The 22,177-nt window shown below is 66.6% G+C and carries 25 protein-coding genes; 10 read left to right on the top strand and 15 right to left on the bottom strand.

Translation table 11 applies throughout. The features are described from left to right. Positions 1 to 144 precede the first annotated feature (144 nt). The 4 genes from nadB to LK542_RS08380 all read left to right on the top strand — a co-directional run bounded on the left by nadB (position 145) and on the right by LK542_RS08380 (position 4,695). Positions 145 to 1,773 carry an L-aspartate oxidase gene (nadB, locus tag LK542_RS08365; protein WP_227811540.1) on the top strand — a complete coding sequence of 543 codons (1,629 nt, stop codon included), beginning with the start codon at positions 145 to 147 and terminating at the stop codon, positions 1,771 to 1,773. A gap of 40 nt (positions 1,774 to 1,813) precedes the next feature. Then, positions 1,814 to 2,713, top strand: a complete 900-nt coding sequence (locus LK542_RS08370; protein WP_227811541.1) for a DMT family transporter — start codon at positions 1,814 to 1,816, stop codon at positions 2,711 to 2,713. An 84-nt stretch (positions 2,714 to 2,797) separates the two neighbouring features. Then, positions 2,798 to 3,691, top strand: a complete 894-nt coding sequence (locus tag LK542_RS08375) for an NAD-dependent protein deacetylase (RefSeq protein WP_227802967.1) — start codon at positions 2,798 to 2,800, stop codon at positions 3,689 to 3,691. Next, positions 3,688 to 4,695 (top strand): alpha/beta fold hydrolase, encoded by a 1,008-nt coding sequence (locus LK542_RS08380; protein WP_227811542.1) that lies wholly within the window; start codon positions 3,688 to 3,690, stop codon positions 4,693 to 4,695. The genes LK542_RS08375 and LK542_RS08380 overlap by 4 nt, the downstream gene beginning before the upstream one ends. A gap of 10 nt (positions 4,696 to 4,705) precedes the next feature. Here LK542_RS08380 and LK542_RS08385 read toward each other — a convergent pair whose 3' ends face one another. The 9 genes from LK542_RS08385 to queE form a co-directional block, all read right to left on the bottom strand. After that, complete coding sequence (locus LK542_RS08385) at positions 4,706 to 5,029, bottom strand: hypothetical protein (protein ID WP_227811543.1); 324 nt, start codon at positions 5,027 to 5,029, stop codon at positions 4,706 to 4,708. Then, positions 5,026 to 5,898: a carboxylating nicotinate-nucleotide diphosphorylase gene (gene nadC / locus LK542_RS08390; RefSeq protein ID WP_227811544.1), complete on the bottom strand. Its 873-nt coding sequence runs from the start codon at positions 5,896 to 5,898 to the stop codon at positions 5,026 to 5,028. Before nadC ends, LK542_RS08385 begins: the two co-directional genes overlap by 4 nt. Then, positions 5,895 to 7,040 carry a quinolinate synthase NadA gene (gene nadA / locus LK542_RS08395; protein ID WP_227811545.1) on the bottom strand — a complete coding sequence of 382 codons (1,146 nt, stop codon included), beginning with the start codon at positions 7,038 to 7,040 and terminating at the stop codon, positions 5,895 to 5,897. The genes nadC and nadA overlap by 4 nt, the downstream gene beginning before the upstream one ends. Positions 7,041 to 7,191: 151 nt before the next feature. After that, complete coding sequence (locus LK542_RS08400; protein ID WP_227802962.1) at positions 7,192 to 8,793, bottom strand: ABC-F family ATPase; 1,602 nt, start codon at positions 8,791 to 8,793, stop codon at positions 7,192 to 7,194. A gap of 143 nt (positions 8,794 to 8,936) precedes the next feature. Beyond that, positions 8,937 to 9,866, bottom strand: a complete 930-nt coding sequence (ldcA, locus tag LK542_RS08405) for a muramoyltetrapeptide carboxypeptidase (RefSeq protein WP_227811546.1) — start codon at positions 9,864 to 9,866, stop codon at positions 8,937 to 8,939. Then, positions 9,863 to 10,789, bottom strand: a complete 927-nt coding sequence (locus LK542_RS08410) for an alpha/beta fold hydrolase (protein WP_227811547.1) — start codon at positions 10,787 to 10,789, stop codon at positions 9,863 to 9,865. The genes ldcA and LK542_RS08410 overlap by 4 nt, the downstream gene beginning before the upstream one ends. 119 nt (positions 10,790 to 10,908) lie before the next feature. Then, on the bottom strand, positions 10,909 to 11,403 hold the full coding sequence (gene tadA / locus LK542_RS08415; RefSeq protein WP_227811548.1) for a tRNA adenosine(34) deaminase TadA: 495 nt from the start codon (positions 11,401 to 11,403) through the stop codon (positions 10,909 to 10,911). Further along, entirely contained in the window at positions 11,393 to 11,842 is a 450-nt protein-coding gene (queD, locus tag LK542_RS08420; protein ID WP_227811549.1) for a 6-carboxytetrahydropterin synthase QueD, read from the bottom strand. Before queD ends, tadA begins: the two co-directional genes overlap by 11 nt. Before the next feature lie 24 nt (positions 11,843 to 11,866). Next, positions 11,867 to 12,502 (bottom strand): 7-carboxy-7-deazaguanine synthase, encoded by a 636-nt coding sequence (gene queE / locus LK542_RS08425; RefSeq protein ID WP_227811550.1) that lies wholly within the window; start codon positions 12,500 to 12,502, stop codon positions 11,867 to 11,869. 214 nt (positions 12,503 to 12,716) lie between these two features. Between queE and LK542_RS08430 the strand changes: the two genes are divergently transcribed. Together LK542_RS08430 and LK542_RS08435 are read left to right on the top strand one after the other, a co-directional pair. Then, a complete protein-coding gene (locus tag LK542_RS08430) occupies positions 12,717 to 13,616 on the top strand; it encodes a sensor histidine kinase (protein ID WP_227811551.1) in 900 nt (299 codons plus the stop codon). A gap of 138 nt (positions 13,617 to 13,754) precedes the next feature. Next, complete coding sequence (locus tag LK542_RS08435; protein ID WP_227802955.1) at positions 13,755 to 14,744, top strand: diguanylate cyclase; 990 nt, start codon at positions 13,755 to 13,757, stop codon at positions 14,742 to 14,744. A gap of 86 nt (positions 14,745 to 14,830) precedes the next feature. Here LK542_RS08435 and LK542_RS08440 read toward each other — a convergent pair whose 3' ends face one another. The 5 genes from LK542_RS08440 to LK542_RS08460 form a co-directional block, all read right to left on the bottom strand. Further along, on the bottom strand, positions 14,831 to 16,696 hold the full coding sequence (locus tag LK542_RS08440; RefSeq protein ID WP_227811552.1) for a hypothetical protein: 1,866 nt from the start codon (positions 16,694 to 16,696) through the stop codon (positions 14,831 to 14,833). Between the two features lie 235 nt (positions 16,697 to 16,931). Then, positions 16,932 to 18,146, bottom strand: a complete 1,215-nt coding sequence (locus LK542_RS08445; protein ID WP_227811553.1) for a YsnF/AvaK domain-containing protein — start codon at positions 18,144 to 18,146, stop codon at positions 16,932 to 16,934. Positions 18,147 to 18,174: 28 nt separating this feature from the next. Continuing rightward, a complete protein-coding gene (locus tag LK542_RS08450) occupies positions 18,175 to 18,600 on the bottom strand; it encodes a DUF2382 domain-containing protein (RefSeq protein ID WP_227811554.1) in 426 nt (141 codons plus the stop codon). A gap of 105 nt (positions 18,601 to 18,705) precedes the next feature. Further along, positions 18,706 to 18,963, bottom strand: coding sequence for a hypothetical protein (locus LK542_RS08455; protein ID WP_227811555.1), 258 nt, complete (start codon positions 18,961 to 18,963; stop codon positions 18,706 to 18,708). An 11-nt stretch (positions 18,964 to 18,974) separates the two neighbouring features. Continuing rightward, positions 18,975 to 19,772: a DNA/RNA non-specific endonuclease gene (locus LK542_RS08460; protein ID WP_227811556.1), complete on the bottom strand. Its 798-nt coding sequence runs from the start codon at positions 19,770 to 19,772 to the stop codon at positions 18,975 to 18,977. Positions 19,773 to 19,989: 217 nt separating this feature from the next. On the opposite strand from LK542_RS08460, the gene LK542_RS08465 reads away from it, so the two are divergent. The 4 genes from LK542_RS08465 (at position 19,990) to LK542_RS08480 (ending at position 21,210) form a co-directional block, all read left to right on the top strand. Beyond that, a complete protein-coding gene (locus LK542_RS08465) occupies positions 19,990 to 20,340 on the top strand; it encodes a hypothetical protein (RefSeq protein ID WP_227811557.1) in 351 nt (116 codons plus the stop codon). Continuing rightward, positions 20,341 to 20,598 carry a DUF5985 family protein gene (locus LK542_RS08470; RefSeq protein WP_027864053.1) on the top strand — a complete coding sequence of 86 codons (258 nt, stop codon included), beginning with the start codon at positions 20,341 to 20,343 and terminating at the stop codon, positions 20,596 to 20,598. Positions 20,599 to 20,602: 4 nt separating this feature from the next. Then, positions 20,603 to 20,872, top strand: a complete 270-nt coding sequence (locus LK542_RS08475; RefSeq protein WP_227811558.1) for a DUF5985 family protein — start codon at positions 20,603 to 20,605, stop codon at positions 20,870 to 20,872. 65 nt (positions 20,873 to 20,937) lie between these two features. After that, positions 20,938 to 21,210 carry a hypothetical protein gene (locus tag LK542_RS08480; protein WP_227811559.1) on the top strand — a complete coding sequence of 91 codons (273 nt, stop codon included), beginning with the start codon at positions 20,938 to 20,940 and terminating at the stop codon, positions 21,208 to 21,210. 34 nt (positions 21,211 to 21,244) lie between these two features. Here the strand turns inward: LK542_RS08480 and LK542_RS08485 are convergent, their stop codons facing one another. After that, positions 21,245 to 22,078, bottom strand: a complete 834-nt coding sequence (locus tag LK542_RS08485; protein WP_227811560.1) for a phytanoyl-CoA dioxygenase family protein — start codon at positions 22,076 to 22,078, stop codon at positions 21,245 to 21,247. Positions 22,079 to 22,177: the final 99 nt, after the last annotated feature.

The raw sequence follows: 22,177 nt of genomic DNA on the forward strand, positions 1-22,177 counted from the left end.
TTGATTGAACGCCGATCCTAGCGCGCGTGCTGTCGCCCATCCGTGCGCCTGCGTACACTGACCCGGCCTTGTCCTCGCGCCCGGCCCTCACGCGGTCTGGCCAAATCGTCTATAGTGATGCCTCTGTACAAAACTGAACATGCCATGAAATTTGACGTCGCTATTGTCGGCAGCGGTCTGGCCGGCCTGTCGGTGGCCCTCCACCTGGCGCAGACGCGCAAGGTTGCGATCATTTCCAAACGCGCCCTGCTGGACGGCGCCAGCAACTGGGCCCAGGGCGGCATCGCCGCCGTGCTCGATTCCAGCGACAGTCACGACCAGCACATCGCCGACACCCTGGTGGCCGGCGCCGGCCTGTGCGAAGAAGCCGCCACGCGCTACATCGTCGAGAATGGCCGAGCCGCGATCGAATGGCTGATCGAACAGGGCGTGCCCTTCACCCGCGACGCCTCGGCGGAACTGGGCTTCCACCTGACCCGCGAGGGCGGCCACAGCCAGCGCCGCATCATCCACGCGGCCGACGCCACCGGTCACGCGGTGCAGGTGACGCTGGAACAGAAGGTGCGCGCGCACCCGAACATCTCCCTGTTCGAACACCACTGCGCGATCGACGTCATCACCTCCGACAAGCTGACCGGCAAAGGGGTCCATGGTGGCGCGCCGCACCTGGTGGGCCAGCCGCGCTGCTACGGCCTGTACGTGCAGGACGAAGAGAGCGGCAAGGTACTGACCTTCGAAGCCGAGCACACGGTGCTGGCAACCGGCGGCGCCGGCAAGGTCTACCTGTACACCACCAACCCGGATACCGCCACTGGCGACGGCATCGCGATGGCCTGGCGCGCAGGGTGCCGGGTGTCGAACATGGAGTTTATTCAGTTCCACCCGACCTGCCTGTACCACCCCTACGCGAAATCCTTCCTGATCACGGAAGCGATCCGCGGCGAAGGCGGCCTGTTGAAGCTCCCCCCGGAAGCCGGTCCCGCAGCCGGCACCCGCTTCATGCCGGCCCACGACGAGCGCGGCGAGCTGGCTCCGCGTGACGTGGTGGCGCGCGCGATCGACTTCGAGATGAAAAAGCGCGGCCTGGACTACGTCCACCTGGACATCAGCCACCAGAGCCCGGAATTCCTCAAGGAGCACTTCCCGACCATTTATGCGCGCTGCCTGGAGCTGGGCATCGACATCACGCAGGAGCCGATCCCCGTGGTGCCGGCAGTGCACTTCACCTGCGGCGGCATCGTGACGGATCTCGCCGGCCGCACCGACATCCCGGGCCTGTACGCCGTGGGCGAGACCGCCTGCACCGGCCTGCACGGCGCCAACCGTCTGGCCAGCAATTCGCTGCTGGAATGCGTGGTGATCGGACGCGCCTGCGCGCACCAGATCGCGGCCGCACCGAAGATCGACAATCCGCTGCTGCCGCCCTGGGACGAGTCGCGCGTGACGAATGCCGACGAAGAAGTCGTCATCGCCCACAACTGGGACGAGCTGCGCCGCTTCATGTGGAACTACGTCGGCATCGTGCGCACCACCAAGCGCCTGGAGCGGGCGCAGCACCGCATCGCGCTGCTGAAAGAAGAGATCGACGAGTACTACCGCAACTTCCGCATCACCCACGACTTGCTGGAACTGCGCAACCTGGTCGAGGTGGCCTCCTTGATCGTCAACAGCGCACTCTCGCGCCACGAAAGCCGCGGCCTGCATTATTCTCGGGACTTCCCGGACACCCTGCCGAAGGCGCTGCCGAGCGTGCTGACGCCGGAACGCCGCTGATCCCTGCTTGACCGGCCCGCGCGAGCGGGTCGGATGCCTCATGAACCGCCCTGCCCTCATACCTTCCACCATCCTGCTCCTGACCGTGCCGCCCGTGCTGTGGGCCGGTAACGCCATCGTCGGGCGCCTGGTGCGCGACGCCGTGCCGCCGATGACCCTGAACCTGATCCGCTGGTCGATCGCGCTGCTGGTGCTGGTGCCGCTCGGGCGTGCGGCGTTCAGGGAGGGCAGCGGCGTGCTGGCCAACTGGCGCCGCTACGCCATGCTCGGGCTGCTGGGCGTGGGACTCTACAATTCGCTGCAATACCTGGCCCTGCAGAGCTCCACCCCGATCAACGTCACCCTGGTCGCCTCGGGCGTGCCGGTGTGGATGCTGCTGGTCGGGCGCCTGTTCTATGGCGTCCCGGTCAAGCGCAAGCAGATCGTGGGGGCGGTGCTGTCGATCCTGGGGGTACTGGTGGTGCTGTGCCGGGGCGACATCCATGGCTTGCTGCAGCTGCGCCTGGTGACGGGCGACCTGTACATGATCCTGGCGACCATCGCCTGGTCCTTCTACAGCTGGATGCTGATGCAGCAGAAGGATGTTCCTGGTTTGCGCGCCGACTGGGCCGCGTTCCTGCTGGCCCAGGTCGGCTACGGGGTGCTGTGGTCGGCCGCGTTGGCGGGCGGCGAATGGGCGCTGCGCGAGGTGCACATCGCCTGGAGCTGGCCGCTCGCGGCAGCCTTGCTGTACGTGGCGATCGGCCCGGCCATCCTGGCCATGCGCTGCTGGGGCGCCGGCGTGCAGCGCGCCGGACCCAGTATCGGCGCCTTCTTCATCAACCTCACGCCGCTTTTCACGGCACTGCTGTCGTCGGCCTTCCTGGGCGAGGCGCCGCATCTCTACCATGTGCTTGCCTTCGGCATGATCGTCGGGGGCATCGCCGTCTCGGCGCGCTGACGTTCAAGCCGAAATTCAGGCCGGAAAGGTGTGAGAAGCCCTCCGGCCGGGATGTTACGATCCCAGCCAATGGAGGTATGCAACATGGCTGAAGGCTTCACCGTTCAAGACCAGGCCGAGGCGCTGGCGGAATTCCTGGAACGGTATCCGCGCGCTCTCGTGCTGACAGGCGCAGGCCTGTCCACCGCATCGGGCATTCCCGATTACCGCGACCGCGACGGCACCCGCCGCGGCCGCACACCGATCCAGGGGCCGGAATTCCGGCGCTCGCCCGAGATCCAGCGCCGCTACTGGGCGCGCAGCATGATCGGGTGGCCGATCATGGCCCAGGCGCGGCCGAACCATGGGCACCGCGCCCTCTCGCGGCTGGAAAAACACGGCCGCATCAAGTACCTGCTGACCCAGAACGTCGACGGGCTGCACCAGCAGGCCGGCAGTCTTGCCGTACTCGAATTGCACGGCAACGTCCACAGCGTGGTCTGCATGCACTGCAAGGCGCAGTTTCCCCGCGCTTTCGTGCAAACCCTGCTGAACGAGGCCAATCCCGAGCTGGCGAACGTGCTGGCCACGCCGCTGCCCGACGGCGATGCCGCGATCGAACCGGATGCGATCGAGGATTTCCATGTGCCCTTCTGCGTCCATTGTGGCGGCGCCCTGGCGCCGGATGTCGTATTCTTCGGCGACGGCATCCCGCCGGCGCGGACCGCCTGCGCCCTGGCGCAGATGGAGGCGGCGGATGCGCTGTTGGTGGTCGGATCGTCGCTGATGGTGTATTCGGGTTTTCGCTTCTGCCGTATGGCCCAGGAAGCGGGCAAGCCGATCGCGGCCGTCAACCTCGGGTTGACCCGCGCCGACCACCTGATCGCACTCAAAATAGAAGAGTCGGCCGAGCGGCTGCTGCCGCGCGTCGCCGACCTGCTCCACGCGGAGGAGCCGGAGGAGTCACATCCACTACTCGACCACAGGGGGATTTTGTGACCAAGCGCTACCGTACTACCGCAATCCTGGCCGGCATTGGCCTGGCCGCCTCGTTCTTTTACGTTCGCGCCAAAACGCGGCGGGCGGAACAGGAGAACCCGCCGCAGGGCAAGTTTGTCGACATTGACGGCGTTCGCCTGCACTACCTGGAGCGCGGCGCCGGTCCGGTGCTGGTACTCCTGCACGGCAACGGCGTCTATTCGAAAGATTTCGAAACGAGCGGCCTGATCGAAGCGGCTGCGAAGCACTACCGCGTGATCGCCTTCGACCGCCCGGGCTTCGGCTACAGCGACCGTCCGCGCACGACGGTCTGGACGCCGGACAGGCAGGCGGCCCTGCTGCAGCGCGCACTGGAACAGCTGGGCGTGGAATCCGCCATCGTGCTTGGCCACTCCTGGGGCACCATGGTGGCCTTGGCGATGGGCCTGCAGGCGCCGAGCGCCGTGCGCGGCTTGGTACTGCTGTCCGGTTACTACTATCCGAGTGTGCGCATGGACGTCGCAGCGCTCGCGCCACCCGCGCTTCCCGTGATCGGCGACCTGCTGCGCTACACGGTCTCGCCCCTGGCGGGGCGCCTCCTGTGGCCCGGCGCGACCAAGCGCGTGTTCGCGCCCATGCCGGTGTCCGAACGTTTCAATCGCTTCCCGGTCTGGATGGCGCTGCGGCCGAAACAGCTGCGTGCGAGCGCTGCGGAGAGTGCGCTCATGGTGCCGGCAGCGATGTCGCTGGCCAAGCGCTATCCGGAGCTGAAGGTGCCGGTGGCGATCGTGGCGGGCACGCAGGACAAGATCGTCGACTGCGGCCACAACTCCGAACGCCTGCATGAGCGCTTGCCGGACAGCCAGCTGCGACTGGAGCCGGGCGTGGGGCACATGACCCACTATGCGCATCCGGACGAGGTCCTGGAGGCTATCGACGGGATCGCGGCGCGCGTGGGAGAGCCGGTGCACGTGCGCACACCGGAAGCGGAGGCGCTGGCACGGGCCAGCGAGAGCGGGGTGTAAGCGGGGCGAGTCAGCCCTTGATGACGTACTTGATGACGATCCCTGCCGTCAGCGCGGCGAAGATCACCAGCGACAGGCCGCCATGCAGCATCGGCGAGCCGATCGACACCTGCGACGTGCGCGGATCCATCTCCATGCGCACGGCTTTGCCGAACATGACGGGCCGCAGGAAGCCGCGCACGCCCACCAGCAGCATGCCGATGCCGAAGCACAGGTCGGCGGTGCTGCCGGTCTGGATGCCGTTCACCAAAGTCGGGCCGCCCAGCAGCAGGCCAAGGGCCAGCCACAGGATGCGGGCGCCGGTCGAAATGCGCAGTCTGCTCCAGTCCATCATGGCGCCCCCACGATGCGCAGGGAGTAGTCGGTCGCGCGCACGTCCTTGGTCAGGCTGCCGATCGAGATGCGGTCCACGCCGGTCTCGGCGATCGCGCGCACGGTCTGCATGTTGATGCCGCCCGAGGCTTCGAGCAGCGCCCGGCCTGCGTTCACGCGCACGGCCTCGGTCATCATGCCAAGGTCGAAGTTGTCCAGCAGGACCGACTTCACGCCCGCTGCCAGCGCTTCTTCCAGCTGGGCGATGGTCTCGACTTCGATCTGCACCGGCGCGCCCGAGCCGAGCGCTTCGGCCGCAGCCAGGGCCTTGCTCACGCCGCCCGCCGCGGCGATGTGGTTTTCCTTGATCAGGATGCCGTCATACAGCGCCATGCGCTGGTTCTTGCCGCCACCGACGCGCACCGCGTACTTCTGGGCCAGGCGCAGGCCCGGCAGGGTCTTGCGGGTGTCGAGGATCGCCGCCTTCGTGCCGGCAATCACGTCGACGTACTTGCGGGTGGCGGTGGCCACACCGGACAGCAGCTGCATGAAATTCAGCGCCGCGCGCTCGGCGGTGAGCAGCGAGCGCGGGTTGGCTTCGATGGTGCAGACGGTCGAGTCGGCCGCCATCAGCTCGCCCTCGGCGTATTGCCAATCGATCTCGGTATCCGGGTCGATTGCCAGCATCACGCCTTCGAACCAGGGCGCTCCACACAGCACGGCCTGTTCGCGCACGATCACGCGCGCCTGGACGCGGGTATCGTTCGGCACCAGCATGCCGGTCAGGTCGCCGGTGCCGACGTCTTCCAGCAGCGCGGCCAGGATATTGGCCTCGTAAGCCGACTGCAGCTTCTCGTCGAATTGGTCGTGCGGATTGCGCAGTGTCGTCATGCGGGACCTACTCCATTGAACAGTGTCGCATTCTGCTCGAGCGCACCGCTCGGCAGGGCTTGCGCCTTCTTGGCGGCGGCGAAATCGAGCATGCGGTCGATCGCGCGCTTGGCCTGGCGGCCGATTTCCGGATCGACGTGCACTTCATTCGCGCCGTTCTCGAGCACTTCGGCCAGGTTCTTCAGGCCGTTCATGGCCATCCACGGGCAGTGGGCGCAGCTCTTGCAGGTGGCGCTGTTGCCGGCGGTCGGCGCTTCGATGAAGCGCTTGCCCGGCGCGGCGGCGCGCATCTTGTGCAGGATGCCGTTGTCGGTGGCGACGATGAAGGTATCCGCCGGCAGGTTGACGGCGGCGTTGATCAGCTGGGTGGTCGAGCCGACCACGTCGGCCTGGGCTACGACCGAGCTAGGCGACTCCGGGTGCACCAGCACCTTGGCGTCCGGGTATTCGGCCTTCAGCAGGTCCAGTTCGACGCCCTTGAATTCATCGTGCACCAGGCAGGAACCCTGCCACAGCAGCATGTCGGCGCCGGTCTGCTTCTGGATGTAGGAACCCAGGTGGCGATCGGGCGCCCACAGGATCTTCTTGCCCTGCTCGTGCAGGTGCTTGACGATGTCCAGGCCGATCGACGAGGTCACCATCCAGTCGGCGCGCGCCTTCACTGCGGCGGAGGTATTCGCGTAGACCACCACGGTGCGGTCCGGATGCTGGTCGCAGAAGGCGGCGAATTCGTCGGCCGGGCAGCCCAGGTCGAGCGAGCAGGTCGCGTCCAGGTCCGGCATCAGGATCGTCTTTTCCGGGCTCAGGATCTTGGCCGATTCGCCCATGAAGCGCACGCCGGCGACCACCAGGGTCGAAGCCGGGTGGTCGCGGCCGAAGCGCGCCATCTCGAGCGAATCGGACACGCAGCCGCCGGTTTCCTCGGCCAGGTCCTGCAGCTCGGCGTCCACGTAGTAGTGGGCAACCAGCACCGCATTGCGCTCCTTGAGGAGGCGCTTGATGCGTTCCTTCAGCTCCGCCTTCTCGGCGGCGCTCGGGACCGCGGGCACGCGCGCCCAGGCTTCGGCGGTCGCCGGGTTGATGCTGCAGGACTCGCCCACCTGCGGGTGGTCGTATTCGTATATTTTGACTGGTGCGTTCATTCAGCTAGTCTCCTGTGGGGTGGGCGGCTCGTGCGTTGGTCCACTGGACCAATGCACCCCACGCGGTGATACGTAGCATCAAGTTCATCCGGCACGGGAGCGGAGCCTTGAGCGATCACCGCGTGGGCGGGAGACCCGCCCACCCTACAAATTAATCGATACCCTGGCTGGTCAGGTACTCTTCATAGCTGCCGCGGAAGTCGACGACTTCGTTCTCGCGGACCTCGAGAATGCGGGTGGCCAGCGAGGACACGAACTCGCGGTCGTGCGACACGAAGATCATGGTGCCGGCGTACTTGTCGAGCGCGATGTTGAGCGACTCGATCGATTCCATGTCCATGTGATTGGTCGGTTCGTCGAGCAGCAGCACGTTGTGACGGCCCAGCATCAGCTTACCGTACATCATGCGGCCCTTCTCGCCACCGGACAGCACCTTGACCGACTTCTTGACTTCGTCGCCGCCGAACAGCAGGCGGCCCAGGATCGAGCGCACGGCCTGGTCGTCGTCGCCTTCCTGCGTCCACTGGCCCATCCAGTCGGTGAGGTTTTCGCCGCCGGCGAATTCCTCGGTCGGATCCTGCGGCATGTAGCCGACGTTGGCGTTCTCGGCCCACTTCACGCGGCCCTGGTCGGCCGCGAGACCGGTAATCTCCTGGCCGCCGATGCAGCGCAGCAGCGTGGTTTTACCGGCACCGTTGGCGCCGATGATCGCGATGCGCTCGCCCGCCTCGACCATGATCGAGAAGTTCTTGAACAGCTGGCGGTCGTAGGCTTTCGACAGGCCCTCGGTTTCCACGGCCAGGCGGTGCAGCTTCTTCTCGCCTTCGAAGCGCACGAACGGATAGGCGCGCGAAGACGGCTTGAATTCCTCGATCTTGATCTTGTCGATCTGCTTGGCGCGCGAAGTCGCCTGGCGCGCCTTGGACTTGTTGGCCGAGAAGCGGCGCACGAAGTCCTGCAGTTCGGCGACCTTTTCCTTCGCCTTGGCGTTGTTGGCCAGCTGCTGGTTGCGCGCCTGGGTCGAGGCCAGCATGTAGTCGTCGTAGTTGCCCGGGTAGACCTTCAGGGTGCCGTAGTCCATGTCGGCCACGTGGGTGCAGACCTGGTTCAGGAAGTGACGATCGTGCGAGATGATGATCATCGTCGAATTGCGCTGGTTGAGGATGTCCTCCAGCCAGCGGATCGTGTTGATGTCCAGGTTGTTGGTCGGTTCGTCGAGCAGCAGGATGTCGGGATTCGAGAACAGGGCCTGGGCCAGCAGCACGCGCAGCTTCCAGCCCGGCGCAACGGCGCTCATCGGGCCCTGGTGCAGGTCGCTGGCGATGTCCAGGCCCAGCAGCAGTTCGCCGGCGCGCGCTTCGGCCGAGTAGCCGTCGTATTCGGCGACCTTGCCTTCGAGCTCGGCCGCTTTCATGTAGTCTTCGTCGGTCGCTTCCGGGTTCGCGTAGATCGCGTCACGCTCGGAGATGGCGTTCCACAGCTCGGTGTGGCCCATCATGACGACGTCCAGCACGCGCACGTCTTCGTACGCGAACTGGTCCTGGCGCAGCTTGCCCAGGCGCTCGCCCGGGTCGAGGCTGACGTTGCCGGCCGACGGTTCCAGGTCGCCGCCGAGGATCTTCATGAAAGTCGACTTGCCGCAACCGTTCGCGCCGATCAGGCCGTAACGGTTGCCTTCACCGAACTTGACGGAGATGTTCTCGAACAGCGGCTTGGCGCCGAATTGCATGGTGATATTGGCAGTAGATAGCACTAGGAAACCTTTGAAAGCGAAGTTAGCAACGAAGTTGCCGGATAACCCGCGATTTTACCATCGCGGGGCCCGCAGGGCGACACCAGGGGGCAGAAATACAGACGGCGCACTTGCGCGCGCCGTCCAGGGGTGTCGTACTGGGCTCAGCTGTAGCTTGGGACGCTGCGCAGCGTTGGATAATCCGACAGGCTGAGCGTGAAGCCTTCTTCATGCGAGACCAGCCTGCCCTGCGCGCCAAAGGGAATCGTCACCCGGCGCGGGATATGGCCGAAACTCAGGCCCGTGAGGATCGGCACCGGCAGCGTGGCGCGCAGGTGGGCCAGCATGGTGTCGAAATCGTAGCCATTGTCGTTCGGCGCCAGTTTGTAGCCGGAGAAGTCGCCCAGGACGATGGCGCGCTGGCGCGCCAGCACGCCGGCCTGGTCCAGCTGCAGCAACATGCGCTCGACCCGGTACGGGTGCTCGGCGATGTCTTCCAGGTACAGGATGCCGCCGTCGATCCGCGGGAAGTACGGCGTGCCCAGCAGCGACACGATCATGGCCAGGTTGCCGCCCCAGACGGTGCCGGCTTCTTCGATGCAGGGATTGCCGCGCACGCACTCGGTAATGGTGTGGGTCGGGCCCGCCAGGCACTGCCAGAAGTTGTCCAGCGTGAACTGCACCGGCTCCCTGCAACCGAAGTCGCCCGCGATCATCGGCCCCGCATAGCTGAGCGCCCCGGTACGGGCCATCAGGCCCATGTGGATGGCGGTGATGTCGGAAAAGCCCACGAACAGCTTGCCGCTGACGGCGATCGCCTCGAAATCGATGTGCGGCAGCAGGCGCGTGGCGCCGTAGCCGCCGCGCAGGGCCATGATGATCTGTACGTTCGGATCCTCGATGGCGGCGCGCAGCTGCGCCAGGCGGCCTTCGTCGGTGCCGCCGAAGCGTTCGTGGATGGCGCTGTGGTCGTAGTAGTTATGGACGAGACAGCCGTGCTGCTCGAGGCGGGCGATGCCGCGGTCGACCGCGCACGGGTCGAGCGCCTGGCCGGCCGGGGCCACGACGGCGATGCCGAGTTGTTGGGTGATCACTGTTTGACGAAGAGCCGGGGTGTTGAGTCTGGCAACATCTTACCCCTGGCATGGGCGTCGATCAAGGCGAGAATCCGCTCGACCAGCTGCGGCGGCAGGTCGTGGCCCATGCCCTCGATGATCTCGAGGCGGGCGTTCGGAATGCGGCTGGCGGTGTCTTCGCCGCAGGCGACCGGCACCAGCGGGTCGGCGGCGCCGTGGATCACGAGCGAGGGCGCGGTGATGGTCGAGAGCTGCGCGCAGCGGTCGCCCGAGGCCGCGATCGCCATCATCTGGCGCGCCATGCCTCCCGGGCAGTAGCTGCGGCGTATCGAGCGGGCCACCCGCTTGTGCAGCTGCTTGTCCGGCGTCGGATAGGACGGGCTGCCGATCGCGCGCAGGATGCCGACGCCGTGTTCGATGATGCTGTCGATGTTGCCGGGGTCGGCAGGACGGCTGGACAGCAGCTTGCCCAGCTTGCGCGCCGGGCCGGGCAGGCCGCGCCGACAGGAACTGGACATGATCGAGGTCAGGCTCAGGATACGCTTCGGATAACGGGCGGCGAGGATTTGCGCGATCATGCCGCCCATTGAGACGCCCACCACGTGGGCGCGCGCCAGGCCCAGGGCCGACAGCACGCCGATCGCGTCTTCGGCCATGTCTTCCAGCCGATAGGCGGCGCGCAGCGGCCAGCCGAGCTTCGACTTGAGCCAGGCCAGGCCCAGGTTGGGCACGCCGGCCTGTTCGAATTTGGTGGAGAGTCCGCAGTCGCGGTTGTCGAAGCGGATCACGTAGAAACCGAGCTCGACGAGGCCTTCGACGAATTCGTCGGGCCAGGCGGTGAGCTGCATGCCGAGTCCGTGCACCAGCAGCAGGGGCGGTGACTTTCTGTCGCCTGCGGTATCGAAGGCGATGCGGATTCCGTTGGCATTCAGCGTGGGCATGGCGGCTTGTCGTTTCGGCGCATCAGCGGCATGCGGCCAGCATACCACTTTCAATCCTGGCAGTGCGCTCGTGCGGGCGTACGATTTATCTTACGCTCGACTGCGCACCGCGCAGAGCCTCAAGCGCCCGTTGCAGGCGCTTCGTCAGCGGTCGGCAACTTGCGCGCGGCGGCGCGGCGTTCGGCAAAGAAGGCCTTGAGCAGGCTGCTCGACTCCTCCGCCATGACGCCGCCTTCGACGACCGTGTGGTGATTCAGGCGCCCTTCCTGGAACAGGTCGAGCACCGAGCCGCAGGCGCCGGTCTTGGGGTCGACCGCCGCGTACACGACGCGCGCCAGGCGCGCGTGCATCATCGCCCCCGAGCACATGATGCAGGGTTCCAGCGTGACGTACAGTTCGCAGCCGGGCAGCCGGTAGTTGCCCAGCTTGTCGGCGGCGGCGCGCAGCGCGACGATCTCGGCGTGGGCGGTCGGGTCGTGGCGGCCGATCGGCTGGTTGTAGCCGGTGGCGATCACTTCGCCATCCTTGACCACCACCGCGCCCACCGGCACCTCGCCCTCGGCCCAGGCCAGGCGCGCCTGTTCCAGGGCCAGCCCCATGTACTTATCGTGCATCGGTGACTTCGGCCCAGCAGTTCGGGGTCTCGTGCAGGACCAGCTTGTGCAGGCGCAGGCCGGTGCCGAAGCGGTCGGTGAACACCGATTTCAGGATGTTGAAGGCGACGCGCGCCAGGTTCTCGACCGTCGGGATACAGTCGATCACCACGGTCTTGTGGCCGGGCAGCGAGGCCAGGAACTCGCGCACCTTGTCATCCTTTTCATACACGAGGAAGGCATGGTCCCACACGTCGACCAGGTGTTCCTTCGCCAGCGTCTTGACGTCCGAGAAGTCCATGATCATGCCGTTGTCGGAATTTCCTTCAACGTCGATCACGTCGCCGGTCAGGGTGATCTCGAGGGTGTAGCGGTGGCCGTGCAGGTTGCGGCACTGGCTCTTGTGGTCGGGAATTCGGTGGCCGGCATCGAATTCCAGCTTGCGGGTAATGGTCAACATTGCGGGGGCGATCTTGTAAATCTCTTAAGGAATCTGGAGGAGTTTGTGGGTCTGGAGGCTGAGCTTCCACTTGGGATTGCGGCGGCAGGTCTCGATCGCCAGGCGCGTGTTGTGCGCGGCGAGCGGGCCGTCCATCGGCTGCACGTAGAAGTTCTCGAAGTCGAGCTGCTCGTAGGCAGCGAGGTCTTGCCCGAGCTGCGGGATGACGACCTTGATCTCGTTGCCCTTCCCGACCACCAGCGTCGATCCCATCTTCGGGCTGACGCAGACCCAGTCCACGCCTTCCGGCACCGGCAGCGTGCCGTTGGTCTCGATCGCGATCGTGAAGCCGCGCGCATGCATCGCGTCGATCAGCGGGCGGTCCAGCTGCAGCAGCGGCTCGCCGCCGGTGAACACCACGTACTTGCTGGCAGGATGAAGCTCCGGCCACAGGCCGTCGATCTCGGCAGCCAGCGCATCCGGATCGCGGACCTTGCCGCCGCGCTCGCCGTCGGTGCCGACGAAATCGGTGTCGCAGAACTGGCAGACCGCGGTGGCGCGGTCGGCCTCGCGGCCGGTCCACAGGTTGCAGCCGGAAAAGCGGCAGAACACGGCCGGGCGCCCGGCATGGGCGCCTTCGCCCTGCAGGGTGTAGAAGATCTCTTTGATGCTGTAAGTCACGGTAAGCCTCTCGTCAACCTTCCATTATACCCCGCGCCGCCCGGCCGGTGGTATGGCCGCCGCCTCGCACCCGCTGTCTCGTATGCATTGAGGATGAGCAACATTTCCTGTCGGAATAAGGTGTACCTTCATACGGAATGTTCCGAATGCTCGTAAGAAGGACGCCATGAACAAGCCCACATCATTCCTAATATGTTTATCAGCATTTGCCGCGATGGCCGTCTCCGCGCCGGCCGCCGCGGCACTGCCCTTTCCACTGCCGCAGCCGAGCGCCGCGCCGGAACTGGCCGGCGCCGCCCTGGTCACGCTGGCGGCCCTTGCGCTGGCCCTGCTGCTTGGACGCCGCTCGCAGGCGGCGCTGGAGCGTGGCAACGTGCTCGAGCGCCAGCTGCAGGCCGCACGCGGCGCCCATGCCGAATCCGAACATGCCTTGGCCGGGAGCCACGAAGTGCTGTGCCGGCTGGTACGGCAGCAGGAAAGCGTGCGCGAAGCCGAGCGCAGCCGGATCGCGCGCGACCTGCACGACGAGCTGGGCCACCGGTTGCTGTCGCTGCGGGCCGAGCTGGCCCTGCAGCAGGCCGCGCTGCGCGGCACCTCCCCCGGCGCCCACGACAGGCTGAGCACGGCGATCGCCAGCCTTGATGGCGCAATCCGCGCCGTGCGCGCGATCGTCGGCGGCCTGCGGCCGATCACGGCCGGCCAGAGCCTGCGCCAGGCGGCGGAGCGCCACCTGGCCGACTTCGCCCGCCTGCACGGGCTCGACTACCGCTTCGACGCCAGCCAGGACCCGGCGCCTGACACCGAGCGCGACGGCGAGCGGGACGCCGTGCTGTTTCGCGTACTGCAGGAATCGCTGTCGAACGTGGCGCGCCACGCCCAGGCCACCACGGTCTGCGTGAGCCTGCTCGAAGCCGCCGGCGAGGCGGTGCTGACGGTCGAGGACGACGGCATCGGTCCGCTCCCACCGCGGCGGAGCAGCGCCGGCTACGGCGTGGACGGCATGCGCGAGCGTACCGAAGCCTATGGCGGCACGCTGACCCTGGCCCCTGGACGGCGCGGCGGGACGGTGTTGTGCGCGACGCTGCCCCTGTACCGAACGCCGGCGCCAGCCTAGCAGCTCCTCGCCTGCGTGGCGGGCGCGCCACTGGCTTGCGCTGGAGTCTTGCTGCAAATCAATAAGGTTGCACCTTCGCGGTAGCAGAATCGTTTCCTGTTGGCAGTTAATCGACGACCGGAACCGCAGAGGAAGACCATGATCAGTCCAGCAAGCCCCAGCACCCCGCCCGCCCCGACCACACTCGTGAAAGACGGGGCCTTCGTCGGTCAGCTGGTGGCGTCCCTGTCGATCCCCGTGTTCGTACTGGACACGGACGGCCGGGTAATGATCTGGAACCGTGCCTGCGAACTGCTCACCGGCGTGCCGGCCCACGAGGTGCTGGGCACGAGCGAGCACTGGCGCAGCTTTTATGACCACCGCCGCCCTACCCTGGCCGACCTGGTGCTGCAGAACCGCAGCGAGGACGTACGCCGCATCCTGCCGCGCTGCGCCAACGAGAGCGCCCCCAACAGCCTGTGCCTGGAGAGCTGGTTCGACATGCCGCGCGCCGGGCGCCGGCGCTACCTGGCTGCCGACGCCAGCCCGATCTTCGGGGCCGACGGCGCGCTGGCGGCCGTGGTCGAGACCTTGCGCGACCTGACCGACGAGAAGATGGCGCAGGTGGCGCTCGAGCAATTGGCTACCCGCGACGGGCTGACGGGCCTCGCCAACCGGCGCTGTTTCGACGACACCCTGCACGCGGAATGGGCGCGCGCCCTGCGCCAGCAGCAGCCGCTGTCGCTCCTGATGGTCGACGTCGACAACTTCAAGGCCTACAACGACGCCAACGGCCACCTCGGCGGCGACGAATGCCTGAAGCGCATCGCCCGCGCCGTCGCCAGCGAGATGCGGGCCAATGACCTGGTGGCGCGTTACGGCGGCGAGGAGTTCGCCGTGATCCTGCCCAACCAGTCGCTCAAGGGCGCGGCCATCGTCGCCGAGCGCATCCGCTGCCGGGTCGAGGCGCTGCAGCTGCCCTCCACCGCGCCGACCCGCCATGTGACGGTGTCGATCGGCGCCGCCACCGCCCTTGCCGGGCCCGACAACAACGCCAGCCAGCTGGTCGCGACCGCCGACGCCGCCCTGTACCGGGCCAAGCACATGGGACGCAACCGCATCAGCCTGCCGCTGAGCGAGGCTGCGTAAGACTTCCGGCTGCCCATGACGCTTCGATAGATGTGGAAATAAAATCGGCGCCACGCAGGCGCCGATTCTTTTTTACAGCGTGTGGATCAGGAAGTCATGCGATCCCAGCCGTGGCGCACGGCCGACTTCATCTTCTCCCAGGTCGACTGGTCACCGCTGCCGTAGCGCGAATCCCAGTCGGTGCGCAGGTCGTTCTCGACCTCGCCCCACTGGCGGCCACGGTATTTCTCGTTGCGCGCCATCTCGGAACCGTAGCTGTAGGCCGGCTTGTAGTCGTCGTAGCTGCCGGCGCCGGTGGCGGTGCTGTAGGTGGCGTTCCAGTGGCTGCGGTACTCGCGGTCGTCGTCCTCGTCATCGGTCATGCGATCCCAGCCATGACGGACGGCGGTTTTCATCTTGTCCCAGGCGCCGCTGACGGCTGCGCCTGCGCCGGTGCCGGTGGTACTCGAGGTCGACATGCCCGTGGTGCCGGTGGTGCCGGTGACGCGGGAATCCCAGCCGCGCGCCAGGTCGCCTTCGATATCGTCCCACGGCCGGTTGCGGTACATCTCGCTCTTGCGCATCTCGGAACCATAGGAATACGCCGGCTTGACGCTGTCGTAGTCCATGCCGGAGTTGCTCAGGTTGGTATCGTAATGGCTGCGGTAATAGGTGTCGTCGTCGCGGTCCATGGTCATGCGATCCCAGCCGCGTTGGACGGCGGCCTTTATGCGGTCCCAGGTATCGCCGGCGGCGCTGCCGCCATTGCGGGTGCTCCAGTCGCTGCGCAGGTCGTTCTCGACTTCGTCCCACTTGCGGCCGCGGTACTTGTCGCTACGTGCCATTTCCGAGCCATAGGCGTAGGCAGGCTTGACGCGATCGTAATCGTCGCCGCTGTAGTTGGCGAGGAAGTGGTTGCGGTAGGCGTCGTCATCGTCGCCGAAGAAATTGCTGCCGATAGCCAGGCCGCTGCCGCCGCCCGCGCCGGCATCCTGCGAACGCGAATAGATGCGCGACTTGCCGCGCTGGGTTTCGTTGTAGCCGGTGCTGCCGGAACCCATGGCCGTGTCGCGCTGCATCGAACCGCTGGTGCCCTGCATGGCCGAGCCGTCCAGCGAGGAGCCTTGCAGGGTGCCGCCCTGGATGCCCGAGCTGTGCAGGCTGCGGTCGCTCTGGGTGCCTTCGAGTGCGGACGCCTGCACCGAGTTTTCCTGCAGGGTGGAGGCCTGAAGCGAGGTGCCGCCGGTTGCGGTCAGGCCACTCTTGCCCTGCGGCTCCTGGTAGGTCGTGCCCATCGGCTCGGCCTGGTTGAGCGACTGCTGCTGGAACAGCTTGCGGTCGCCCGGATTGTCGAGCTGCTGGATCGCGTTCGGGCCCGATCCCGCGCCCATGCTGGCGCCGACGCCGGTGGACGAGATCGCCGCGCCGGTGGCAGTCATGCCGCCCTGGCTGGAGCCGGTATCGGACTGCGCCGACATCTGCGACGACTGCTGCATGCCGCCGGCGCCGCTCATGCGCATCGATTCGGACAGACCACCCGAGGCGCCCAAGGTGCCCATGTCGGCGCCCGGGCCGGATGCCTGCTCGTCGATATCGGTCGGGCCGTAGCGCTCGACGATGTCGGCGGCGCGCTCGACTTCCGGCAGCGAATCGGCGCGCACGGTCAGCACGTGGTGGCCGCGGGTGACGGCGCCTTCATATTTGCTGACATGGGGGCTGTTGTCTGCGCCGAACAGGTCGGTGAAGAAGTGCTTGATGCTAGCGCCGATGCCCAGGCCGGTGCCGTCGGCCAGCGTGTCGGAGCTGGAATCATGGCTGGTGGACGGCTGTCCGGTGACACTGTCCGTCATGCCGGTCGGGTCGGCGTTGGAAAGCTTGACCTCGTCGCGCGAGAAGCCCGAGGACATCAGCTCGTTCATCGCATTCTGTGCGTCGGTCCGGTTGTCGAACACGGCTACAAGAGTATGTTGCATGGTCGTTCCTCCGTAAGGGGTGAATGTCGAAGCACGCGCGGGGTGCAGCGGAACAGTCCGACCCCGGCCCGCTCTGGCGAATGGGGCGAGGTCGCGACGGCTCATGGCACCCGGGGCGCGCATGTGCACGGGACCAGATTACTCCAAACCCGGCAGTACCCGCGCGCGGCTGACCGGACAGTGGGAGCGATGTAAAAACGGCGCCCGGAGGCGCCGTTTTGAGCCGCTTCTGCGATCAGTAAGTCCGGTTGCTGCCCGTGTCGCCGGTCATCCGGTCCCAGCCATGGCGCACCGCCGCCTTCATCTTTTCCCAGGTCGAGGCGCCGCCGGCGCCGCCACGCGATTCCCAGTCGGTACGCAGGTCGGATTCGACATCGTCCCACTGGCGTCCGCTGTAGCGGCCGCTGCTGGCCATCTGCGAGCCGTAGCTGTAGGCCGGCGCATAGTCGTCATAGGAAGCACCCGAGCTGCCGTAGTTGCTGGTGAAGTGGTTGCGGAAATAGCTGTCGTCGTCGCGCAGGTCGGATTGCGCCATGGTGCCGCCCACGCGCTGCACGTCCACTTCGGTGTGGCGCACGGTGTCAGTGATCTGCTCCTGGCGTTCATTGACCTGCTTGCCGAGGGTGACTTCCTCGACGATGCGGGCCGATTTCTCGACCACGGCTTCCTCGGCGGTTTCGCGCATCTCGATGGTCTGCTCCTTGAAGGCGGTGGCGTCGGCCGGGCTGATCGGCTGGTCGACCACGCGGCGCTGCACGTCCACATGCTCTTCGCGCAGGCCGATGCTTTCATTGACCGGCGTCTCGACGATGCGCGAATAGATGCGCACGCCGCCGCGCTGCACTTCGCGCTTGCCGACCTTCAGCTGCTCTTCCACCACCGGGATCGACTGGGTGGCGGCGATGTTGGCGCCGGTCGCACCCGTCTGCATCTGGGTATCGCGCTGCAGCGAGGCGCCGCCGGCGAGCCCCTGCTGGGAGCCGGACTGCAGCGTGTCGGACTGCAGGCCGGACGACTGGGACGACATCGAGGACGAGCTCATGCCGCTGCCGCTACCGGCGAGCAGCGCGCCAGCGCCCATGCTGCCGACCCCGTCGGAATGCTCGTCGATGTCGGTCGGGCCGTAGCGCTCGATCAGGTCGGCCGCGCGCTCGACTTCCGGCAAGGAGTCCGCGGTCACGGTCAGCACGTGCTGGCCGCGGGTCACGGCGCCTTCGTAGCGGTTGGCGTGATCGCTGTTGTCGGTGCCGAACAGGTTGCTGAAGAAGCTCTTGATGCCACCGCCGATGCCAAGGTCGTCATCGGCGCCGGACGATGCCGACGTGGCGCTGCCGGCGTCGCTGCCGGAGAGGCGCGCGTCAGTGCTGGAAAAGCCCGAGGACAGCAGTTCGTTGAGGGCATTCTGGGCGTCGGTACGGTTGTCGAAGACAGCTACAAGCGTGTGTTGCATGGTAAGACCTCCGGAAACAGGGGTTGAGTCAGGGTGAAGGTGGCGCGCCGGCGTCGTCGAAGCGCTCGACCTCGACCCGCTCGGCCTTGAGCGGGACGGTGTCGTGGTAGCTCTCCTCGCGCTGGATGCGGGTGATGTGCAGCTCTTCCTTGATGCGCAGGCGGCGTTCCACCACCAGCACTTCCTCGAGCACGGGGACGACCAGGGTGTCGCCCTCGTAGCGTGGCGCCGGCGTTTCGCCGGCGTCCACCACACGGTCGACCGCCACCCGCCGGACCTCCATCTCGTCGCGCATGAGGCGCTCGTCGATGGTGACCGGCTGTTCGGTAACGGTTTTATGGATGCGCACGCCGCGGCCGGTGTCGACCACGCGGGTGCCGACTGCGAGCTGCTCCTCGATCACGGGGATCCGCAGACCGTCCTGGCCTATGGATTCGTGGGAATTGCTGGACATCTGCCGCCTCCTCGGTATCGCAAATGCGAGAGCGGACCAGCGTACTCCAAACATCGCCGGCAGCGCACACCCTTGACGGGCGGCATGCCGGCCGGGGCGGCAGGGTCAGGAGAAGGGATTGTCGACCGTCTTGACGGCGGGCGGCGGCAGCTGTTCCGGCAGCTCGCGCGCCTCGAGGGCGGTGACGATTTCGCCCAGCTGCGCGTGCAGGCGGCGCGCCGCTTCCAGGCCGGCCTGGTCGGCGGTCAGGTCGAGGTCGCCCGAGATGGTGATGCGGTCGAGACGGTTTTCCAGCATCAGATTGCCGATCTCTAGCACGTCGGCTTCGTTGGCGTAGGGGGTAAAACTTTTTTTCCTGCTCATGGCTTCTCCGGTCAGTAGCGGTTCCGGTCGCGGCTCTTGCCCTGGCGGATCTTCGGCAGCGCGAGCATGCGCTCCTTTTGCTGCCGGCTCAGGGAGGGCAGCAGTTCGATGCCGACGATGCGTTCGAGCTCCGCCACCGGGATCACCTGGATCGGCGCGTCGCCGCGGTTCTCGACGAACCAGGCGGCGGCCGCCTTCTGGCGGGGACTGTACACCACCTTGTACAGGTGGGTGGGCACGAGTACGTTGCCGACCTTTTGCAGGCTGCTGCCGAGGAAGGCCGGGCCGGTGATCACGTACAGCGAGCCTTCGCGCTTGGCCATCTTGCGCACCGCGCCTTCGATCGGCGCCCAGATGTGGCGGTTGTGCTCGCGGTCCTGCGGCACCATGTTCGCCAGCGAGAAGCTCTCGCGCTGGGCGCGCCGGTCCGGCATGTCGCCGTTGGGCGCCAGGTGGCCGCGGTCGAAGCCGCTGCGGGCATAGTCGGACAGTTCGGCGCGCTGGCCGCGCGGCAGGCGCGGCTCGGGATGGAAGGCGTTGTCGCGGTCCAGGCCTTCGGCGGCCTCCAGCTGGCTCGGCGCCAGGTGTTCGGCCGACCACAGCGCGGTGCGGGTCACGCCCGAATGCATCACGCCGAATTCGCTGTAACAGAGTTCGCGGGTGGCGGCGCCCAGCTTCGGGTTGCGGATTTCCGGCGCGCGGCCATCCAGGTAGTGGGAAGGACAACCGGCGGCCTGGACGGCGCCGGCGGCCAGCAGCGCACCTGCAAAGGACAGGCGCGCAAGACGGGCCAGCAAGGCTTGGAACATGTTGAGCTAATCAAAACTATCGATAGGGCGCATTGTAGCCGAGCGACCTTGAGGGCCGTCAAACACAACCGCAAAAATGCATGCGCACGATTGGAAATGCGTTTCCGGCAAGAATACGTTAGACTTTTGCCTTTCTCAACAAAAGATTCCTTTTGGGAAATTTCACCCGAAGCGAATGAATCGTCCGCCGATCCCAGAGGACTTGCGCCGTTTCATCTTGACGAGCGTACCCTCCGTGCCCTTCCTCGAAGCGCTGCTGCTGCTGCGTGCAAATCCCGGCCAGGAATGGACTGGGGAGATGCTCGCCGGCCGCCTGTATACCAGCGAACGCACGGCCCAGGGCCTCCTCGACGAGCTGTGCCGGGCCGGCATGGCCGCGCCCTGCCCTGCGCCACAGGCGCAACAGTATTGCTACGCCCCGGCGAGCGAGGCCCTGCGCGAACGCGTCGACAACCTGGCCGAGCTGTACTCGCGCCACCTGGTCGACATCACCAACCTGATCCACTCCACACTGGACCGGAAGGCGCAGCAGTTCGCCGACGCCTTCCGCCTGCGTAAGGAACATTAAATGGGCGAACTCATCTATACCTTGTGCATGCTGACCTCGCTGGCCTGTACCTGGCTGCTCTTTGCCAGCTACCGGCGGACGCGCTACCGCCTCCTGTTCTGGAGCGGGCTGTGCTTTGCAGTGATGACGTTCAACAATCTGTTCCTGATTTTCGACAAGATCGTGTTCCCGAATGTCGATTTCATGCCGCTGCGGGTGATCAGCGCCTTGGTCGCCTGCCTGCTGCTGCTCTACGGCCTGATCTACGAGAAGGAGTGAAGCGATGATCCAGATGATGTATGGCGCGATCTCGATGGCTTCGCTCACCATCGCCCTGTTCTTCCTGCGCTTCTGGCGCAATACCGGCGACCGCTTCTTCCTGTATTTCGCCCTGTCCTTCTTCATCGAAGGCCTGCACCGCGTGTATTCGGCGGTACTGAACGAGGCGGGCGAGGATTCGCCCGCGCACTACCTGATCCGGGTGCTGGCCTACGGGCTGATCGTGTGGGCGATCGTGGAGAAGAACCTGCCGCCCAAGGACCGGCGCGACTAGCGTGCGCCCGCCGCCGGAGGGCGGCGCGATAATGGGCCATGATAAACCGTCAACAGGAGGACAGCATGGCCCCACCCACCCAGCCAGGACAGAACCCGGCCAAGCCAAACGACAACCCGATCGCCGGCGGCGGCCAGGACCAGCGTTCCGAGAACCTGCTTCCCGGTGAAGAAGGCGCCGAGGACGGCCGCTTCGACGTAGCCGAAGAAGTGAGCCTCGACCAGCATTCCGACGAAGCGCGCCACGTCGGCCAACTGCCCGAGAACGGCATCGCCGACGCCGTGCCGGACGCGCTCAAGACCCCGGTGCCCTCGCAGGGCGTGCCGGACAAAGCGTAATCTCCTGGGCCGCCGCGGGCGGCCCGTCCCCGCTTCAGCCCCCCATCGTCACGCCCATCTTCAGGCCCTCGATCGTATGCGCCTGGTAGATCGGCTCGAGCTGGTCGACCACGCGGCAGTTCAGGTGGCGGCGCACCCCGTCCGGCAGGCTGTCGTAATAGGCGCGCGACATCTGCAGGTCGTGCTTGATGGCGTTGGTGGCGTCCGGCGCGTCGGCGCCCACCACCAGCACCGGGCGCGACAGGTTCGAACGGTTGGCGGTGCCGCGGTGGATGGTCAGCGCGGAGCGCGCCGAGATGTCGCCTACCTTCGGCAGCTTGCGCTGGGCCAGCGCCTCGTAGCGCGGGTACAGGGACTTGTCCGGGAACATCGGGTCGCCCTGGTACAGGTCCCACTGGGTGCCGGGCGCGATCTCGAACGGTCCCATGTCCTCGGTCACGTCGACCGTGGTGAGATTGAAGGCGAGCGAACTGAGGCGCCGGCCCTGCACGGTTTCCGGCGGCGAGGCGAAATCGCGGTGCCAGGGCTGGTGCATGGCGCCCGGGCCCGGCACGTCGAAGCCGACTTCGACGATACGCCACTCCGGCCCCAGCACCGCGCTGCACACCGCGTGGATCCAGGGGTGGGCGGCGATCGTCACGAAGGAGCGCAGGCGCTCCGGATGCACCTCGACGTAGTAGCGGTTCGGGCCGCGGTTGAGCGCCCCGCCCTCGCGCCCCAGCGCTTCCTCGAACAGGCGGTCGATGTCGGCGCGCAGTTCGCCGATCAGCTCGCGGCTGAAGGCGCCGCGGCAGGCGATGATCCCGTCCCCATAGATGCCGCGCATGATGTCGGCCACGTCGTATTGTGCGGCTGCTCCGCTGTCCATGTTTTTTCCTCCTCTGTCTGGCCTGTGGCCGCGCGCCTGGCCGGCGTGCTGCCCTGAGAGCGCAAATACTACTGGCAATTGCCAAGGCGCGGCGCGAGC

The organism is Massilia sp. IC2-477 (assembly GCF_020707265.1).
GTDB lineage: Bacteria > Pseudomonadota > Gammaproteobacteria > Burkholderiales > Burkholderiaceae_D > Telluria.

Bases quoted from the DNA above. Each gene is read 5' to 3' on its own strand.
- nadB (WP_227811540.1), top strand. From the start codon at position 145: ATGAAATTTGACGTCGCTATTGTCGGCAGCGGTCTGGCCGGCCTGTCG.
- LK542_RS08370 (WP_227811541.1), top strand. From the start codon at position 1,814: ATGAACCGCCCTGCCCTCATACCTTCCACCATCCTGCTCCTGACCGTG.
- LK542_RS08375 (WP_227802967.1), top strand. From the start codon at position 2,798: ATGGCTGAAGGCTTCACCGTTCAAGACCAGGCCGAGGCGCTGGCGGAA.
- LK542_RS08385 (WP_227811543.1), bottom strand. From the start codon at position 5,029: ATGATGGACTGGAGCAGACTGCGCATTTCGACCGGCGCCCGCATCCTG.
- nadC (WP_227811544.1), bottom strand. From the start codon at position 5,898: ATGACGACACTGCGCAATCCGCACGACCAATTCGACGAGAAGCTGCAG.
- nadA (WP_227811545.1), bottom strand. From the start codon at position 7,040: ATGAACGCACCAGTCAAAATATACGAATACGACCACCCGCAGGTGGGC.
- LK542_RS08410 (WP_227811547.1), bottom strand. From the start codon at position 10,789: ATGCCCACGCTGAATGCCAACGGAATCCGCATCGCCTTCGATACCGCA.
- tadA (WP_227811548.1), bottom strand. From the start codon at position 11,403: ATGCACGATAAGTACATGGGGCTGGCCCTGGAACAGGCGCGCCTGGCC.
- queD (WP_227811549.1), bottom strand. From the start codon at position 11,842: ATGTTGACCATTACCCGCAAGCTGGAATTCGATGCCGGCCACCGAATT.
- LK542_RS08430 (WP_227811551.1), top strand. From the start codon at position 12,717: ATGGCCGTCTCCGCGCCGGCCGCCGCGGCACTGCCCTTTCCACTGCCG.
- LK542_RS08435 (WP_227802955.1), top strand. From the start codon at position 13,755: ATGATCAGTCCAGCAAGCCCCAGCACCCCGCCCGCCCCGACCACACTC.
- LK542_RS08440 (WP_227811552.1), bottom strand. From the start codon at position 16,696: ATGCAACATACTCTTGTAGCCGTGTTCGACAACCGGACCGACGCACAG.
- LK542_RS08445 (WP_227811553.1), bottom strand. From the start codon at position 18,146: ATGCAACACACGCTTGTAGCTGTCTTCGACAACCGTACCGACGCCCAG.
- LK542_RS08450 (WP_227811554.1), bottom strand. From the start codon at position 18,600: ATGTCCAGCAATTCCCACGAATCCATAGGCCAGGACGGTCTGCGGATC.
- LK542_RS08455 (WP_227811555.1), bottom strand. From the start codon at position 18,963: ATGAGCAGGAAAAAAAGTTTTACCCCCTACGCCAACGAAGCCGACGTG.
- LK542_RS08460 (WP_227811556.1), bottom strand. From the start codon at position 19,772: ATGTTCCAAGCCTTGCTGGCCCGTCTTGCGCGCCTGTCCTTTGCAGGT.
- LK542_RS08470 (WP_027864053.1), top strand. From the start codon at position 20,341: ATGGGCGAACTCATCTATACCTTGTGCATGCTGACCTCGCTGGCCTGT.
- LK542_RS08475 (WP_227811558.1), top strand. From the start codon at position 20,603: ATGATCCAGATGATGTATGGCGCGATCTCGATGGCTTCGCTCACCATC.
- LK542_RS08480 (WP_227811559.1), top strand. From the start codon at position 20,938: ATGGCCCCACCCACCCAGCCAGGACAGAACCCGGCCAAGCCAAACGAC.
- LK542_RS08485 (WP_227811560.1), bottom strand. From the start codon at position 22,078: ATGGACAGCGGAGCAGCCGCACAATACGACGTGGCCGACATCATGCGC.